The following is a 4,951-nucleotide window of genomic DNA, read 5'->3' on the forward strand; positions in this document are numbered from 1 at the left end:
GTTCTCCCGCCAGTGTGGCGCTTCGGATTCGACAGAGACTTCCCGCCTTTGCCCAGATCACCGTATGCAGCTGAAGGGCAAGGGAGGCAACAGGACTGTTGCCCTCGAACGCCTGGGTGTCAGCGAGTCGGGGAGAACGGTCTTCAGCGCTGGCGAACCAGCGGGCGGACCTTCGCGGCCTGGTCACCGCGCTCGGCGAGAGCCGCGTTCTCCAGCGTGATGAGGTGCAGGGCCGTGGCATAGATACCGAGTCGCTCCTCCAGGGATCGGCAGTGCGCTTGCAGGTCAGCGTGCTTCTTTTTCAGTTCGACGAACTCGTCCGCAGCTCGGACCTGCGCTGTCCTGTGGGTTTCGTGCTCCTCGGCTCGGGCTTGGAAGAGGTCCTTGAGATCGGTGTGCTGGTGGGTCAGCTGCCAGCGTTTGACTCCGGCCTCGATGGCCAGCTGGGAGACGTTGAGACGCCCGGTGGATCGTTGTGGGGTCCCGGCGAAGAGCCGGTTCATCGCGGCCAGGATGGCCCTGCGGCCTGGGTCGGTCTCGTGGTCGAAGGGGAAGGTGGTCATGGTCGGATGTGTCCCTGGTCGTGGATGTCGATGATCGACTTCAGGCGGGTGAGTTCGTGTCGCTCGCGTTCGTGACGGATCGGTGGGGCCAGGGGATCCGCCACGAGGTCCTCGAAGTGCTTGGCCTGGCGCCGGACGTATTCGATGTCGCGGTCGGTGCGGGCCAGGTTGGGGCACTTGGGCCGGCAGTCGTCGGTGTCCGGGGTGACCATCGGGTCCTCGGCGGTGCCGCGGATCTGGCAGGCGGCTGTCGTGGGGTCGAAGACGCAGGTCATGCCCTCGCCGTGGTGAATCTGGAGCAAGGGGTTGCCGAGCAGGTCCCGGGCTTGCCGGTCTCTTGCCAGGACCCGGCCGGCGAACTCGCGGTTCGCGGCGGTGACGCGGGAGCGGTAGGTGTCGGCGGCCGGGCCGCTGACGTGTTCCCCGGCCAGCAGTTCCCGTTCGTCCTCGGCCAGGCCCTCGATGCGGAAGAGCCAGTCCTCGAAGGCGTACTCGTCGGGAAATCCGGAGTCGTAGGTGCCGGCGTAACCCTGGAGCATCCGGGTGTGGGCGTGACCGTACTGAACCGTCGCGGCGATCAGTCCGCGGGGGCGCCGGCGGATGAACCAAGCCAACGTGCGACGGAACCGGCTGGGCGCCAGGGGTCCCCGTCCGTCATCCGGGATGTGGTCGGTGCGTCCGAGCCGGCCGCACTCGTCGTTGATCCAGCTGACGAGCCCTTCCAGGTCACCGGCCATCGCGCGGTCACTGCGGGCCTGACCACGGCGTTTACTCACCTTCCAGCCGAGATGGTGAGGTTCGATCTTTTTCGGGAAGAGCAGGGGGCTGGGGTGGAGCCGCTCCAGCACGCCGACGGCTTGGGCGACCACCTCGATGACCACCCATGGGTCGGGGCGGATCTGGCCTGCCGGGATCTTGTTTCCGTCCTCGTCCTCGACGCCTTTGAAGTAGAGCCCTTCCATCAGCCAGAGGCCGGTGGCCTTGTCGTGCCTGACGCAGCCGCGGCGGAGGTTGAGGACTTCCCCGACTCTCGCGCCGCTGAGGTAGGCGACGACGATGAAGCATGCCGAGCTGAGAAGGCGAGCCAGCCGCGGCGCCTCGGCCCGGGTGACGGGTCGCTCCCGCCAAGGCAATCCGTCCAGGAGACCGGTGATGGGGGCGTCGAGGAAGGTGTCCGCGGAGAGAGGCAGACCCGACTCGGTGATCATCTGTCCGGTAAACGTGTGCTGGATCGACGTCGAACAGTTCAAGATCGCCGCGATGTGCCGCCAGCGGACCTCGATCCGGCCGTCGTCGCAACGCCTCCCGGGAAGAGGCTGTCCTCGCTCGCGCAGATCTTCGAGGTAGGCGGCCACTTTCGCCCTCAGCTCGCCCTTCTGGTGACGGCCCTGTCCCTGTGTCCCGGACCGTCGCCGCATCTCGGGCGTACGACTGTGCCGCTCCAGCTGCTCTGTATGTGCGGCCAGGATGTCCTGCGAGAAATCCTCGACGAACCGGACCGCCCAGTGCAGCAGCGTCTGCATCCGCGCTTCCCCGATCCTGGGGGTGAGGTTCTCCCTGTCACCGCGGGTGCGGCCCAGAAGGTCCTTGGTGTCCTCCCCGCCCCAGGGCGGGGCATCCGGAAGCCGCATCGAGGGCGGCAGGACATCACGGTAGGCCCAGAGCCGGCGGACTTCGGTGATCCGCCGATAGCGGCGGTCAACGCTGACCTCGTCCTCTCTCAGCGCCTCTAGGTAGTCGTCGAGCAAGACGGGGGTGATCTCACAGAACTGCCGCACTCCATGAGCGGCGAACCAGGTGAGGACCGCCTGCAACGGAGCCGTGAACAAGATCCCGATGCTGACCATCGACTGCCGCGGGGTCCGGCCCCGTACCGACTTGGGTCTGTCGTGGTTGATCAGCTGCCAGATGTAGTGCTTCGCAGCCTGCCGCAGCGGGCCGGGCATGAGCTCAAAGTTCAGGCTGGTCGAGCGTTTGTGGTCCTCGAAGATCGCCGGGTTGAGGTCCCAGCGGTCATCGGCGAAGCGGGAAAGGCGTGCGTGGTCGGTGTCGGGCCTCAGATCGCGGCTCAGCAGCACCAGCGTGTCCGCCTCGGGCCACCGGGTCCCCTCGGGAACGGCATCCAGATCCTGGGTGAGGGTGGGCTCGGGCAACGTCATCGCAGGTCGAGCTCCCGGTTCAGGAAACGGTCGGCAAGAGCCCTGTCTGCCTCACCGGCCTGCCGGCGGGCATCAGCGACGGCGGCCTCGTCATGCTGGTCGAGGAGGTCGGCCAGCTGGGCATGAGGGCCAGCGAACCGCTGAGCCCACCGAAGGGTGTCCATCTCCTCGCGTCTGGCCGCCAGGCGGTCGTGGACGATCACCTGGAGCGGGAGATGCCGGGGCAGGGCCCTGGCGCATTCGCAGCCCAGGCAGAGCATGAAAGAGGCCCGGCACGGCTCCCCCGGCGGCGTGTGCGGGCCGTTGGTGTTGTCGGTGCAGGCCGCCAACACCGTGTCGAGTTCCCCCGCGAGCATCCGCCGCAGCGTCGCCGGCTCGACCCCCTGCTCGGCGGCGACCGCCTCCAGATCGGTGCGGGCCCGCTCGATATCCGCCCGGGACATCGACGAGACCACCGTGCGGGTGCGGGCCTTGGCGACCTCCGCGTCCAGGGTCTCGGCGACCACCGTGCGGTACTCGGTGATGTTTCCCCGGTTTCGGGCCAGGTAGGTGCCCGCCGCTGTCCGCTCGGTGTGCGCGACGGGCTTCTGGTGGAGCTCGATGTAGGTCATCCGCAGCCGGTCCAGCCGCAGGACCAGCGGAGTCGCCGGCAGCGGCTCCCCGTCGGCACCGATCTCCGGATCGTTCATCAGAGCGAACCGCTTGGCCAGCTCGGTGAAGTGCCAGTGCTCATTGGCCATGGCCCGAACACCCCGGCCGATGCCGCGGCCACCCTTCACGAAATGCCCGACCAGCAGTCGGTTCCCGCCCGCCATCTCCCGAGACCGGGCAGTGAGCTCGTGCAGCAGGGCATAGAGCCCGAACGCCGTGTGGAGCTCGTCCCGGGCCGAGATTCCTGCCGGGTCTTCGGGGATGCTGATCCAGTCCGGGACCTCGCTCAGGGCCAGGTTCATGTGGGCCCGCCGGCCCCGGCGGGGCTTGACGAGATCCACGATGGCCGTGGCCGGAGCCCCGCTGTGCCCGTCAGCGCGATGATGGACCGCCGGAGTATTGAAGATCACCGAGGCGTTCTCGCCCGTCATCACCGCCAGCAGCACCGCAGCGGCCGCCAGCTCATCAACCGTCATGTGCAGCCAGGAGACGATCTCCTTCACCGGCCCCCGAACCGTCACCCACGGATATGGCGTGAGCGATCCGGGCTTCCAGCCGCCCGTCGAAACCCGGCGGGGAACATCGGCGAAGCGGTCGACGTGCTCCAGGAGCTCCAGCCTGCGGACCAAGTTCCGGTCGCGGCCGGGGACCAGCTCGCCCTCACGGAACCGCCGCAGGACCTCCCGGTTCTCCCGGATGCGGGAGGCCGCCGCCCGCAACACCACCCTCATGGCGTCCGCGATCCGCTTGAACTCTGCCCTGCTGTAGCTGTTCTGGCCCGGGTAGATGTGCCGCTTGGGCATCGGCCCGGCCAGTCTCGCGGCCAAAGCCTCGCTGAGACCGTCCGCCCTGAGCAGGGCCAGCCGTAACGCCGCCAGATCCCAGGCCGCTGTAGTTCCGATCTGCCGGCGGTGCTCGTAGAACCCGTCGAAGTGCCCGGGAGCCACCTGTTCCATCGAGCGCGGCCGATGCGCGAGCGTGTCCATGTAGCGGTCGAACTGGACCACTGTCCGGTAGGCGTGCTCAACGCTGCGAAGCGAGGCGAGTCCACCACCCGGCCTGGTGCGCCGTTCGAAGCCCGCCACCAGCGAGTCCCTCAGGGCCGGCGGGGAGGACAGGCGGGTGAAGTCGAAGTCCTGGTGCTCTGTGCCGTCCTGGCTGAAGCACCTCACCACCAGCGGCTCCCCAGCCGGTGTCGGCAACACACCACGTCGTGTTCCCGCCCCGGCCGCCGGAAGAGCCGCCCGGCGGCCCCGCCCGCTCACGAAGCCACCTCCAGCACTGCCAGCGGATCCGTGCGGACCCGGGGATGCCCGGCGAACGCCTTCGCCATGAACGTCTCGATGGGGAACCCGTCCGCGTGCGCGAGGAGCATCTCGACCTCCAGCGTCCGAAACGGCTCCAGGTAGACCTCCTTCGTCGTCTCGACGCTGCGGTGCCCGAGCATCGTCTGGACCAGGTGCCAGGTGTCGCCGAACTGTTCGCGGAAGTCCTTGCGCTCGTCCGCGTCCAGGTGCCCCAGACGGGCGGCGTGCACCAGCTTCCCGATCGCGTACCACTTCAAGGCGAAGGAATGGC

The 4,951-nt window shown here is 68.2% G+C and carries 3 protein-coding genes and 1 pseudogene; all 4 read right to left on the reverse strand.

Features of this window, described 5'->3' with window-relative positions:
* Positions 1-143: 143 nt before the first annotated feature.
* Positions 144-563, reverse strand: a complete 420-nt coding sequence (locus tag ACFWP3_RS41540; RefSeq protein WP_384232121.1) for a hypothetical protein — start codon at positions 561-563, stop codon at positions 144-146.
* A complete protein-coding gene (locus ACFWP3_RS41545; RefSeq protein ID WP_384232124.1) occupies positions 560-2,722 on the reverse strand; it encodes a hypothetical protein in 2,163 nt (720 codons plus the stop codon). Before ACFWP3_RS41545 ends, ACFWP3_RS41540 begins: the two co-directional genes overlap by 4 nt.
* On the reverse strand, positions 2,719-4,545 hold the full coding sequence (locus ACFWP3_RS41550) for a hypothetical protein (RefSeq protein ID WP_384232126.1): 1,827 nt from the start codon (positions 4,543-4,545) through the stop codon (positions 2,719-2,721). Before ACFWP3_RS41550 ends, ACFWP3_RS41545 begins: the two co-directional genes overlap by 4 nt.
* Before the next feature lie 89 nt (positions 4,546-4,634).
* A pseudogene (locus ACFWP3_RS41555) lies at positions 4,635-4,951 on the reverse strand (hypothetical protein); the annotation flags it as partial.

This window comes from Streptomyces sp. NPDC058525 (assembly GCF_042719495.1).
Lineage (GTDB): Bacteria > Actinomycetota > Actinomycetes > Streptomycetales > Streptomycetaceae > Streptomyces.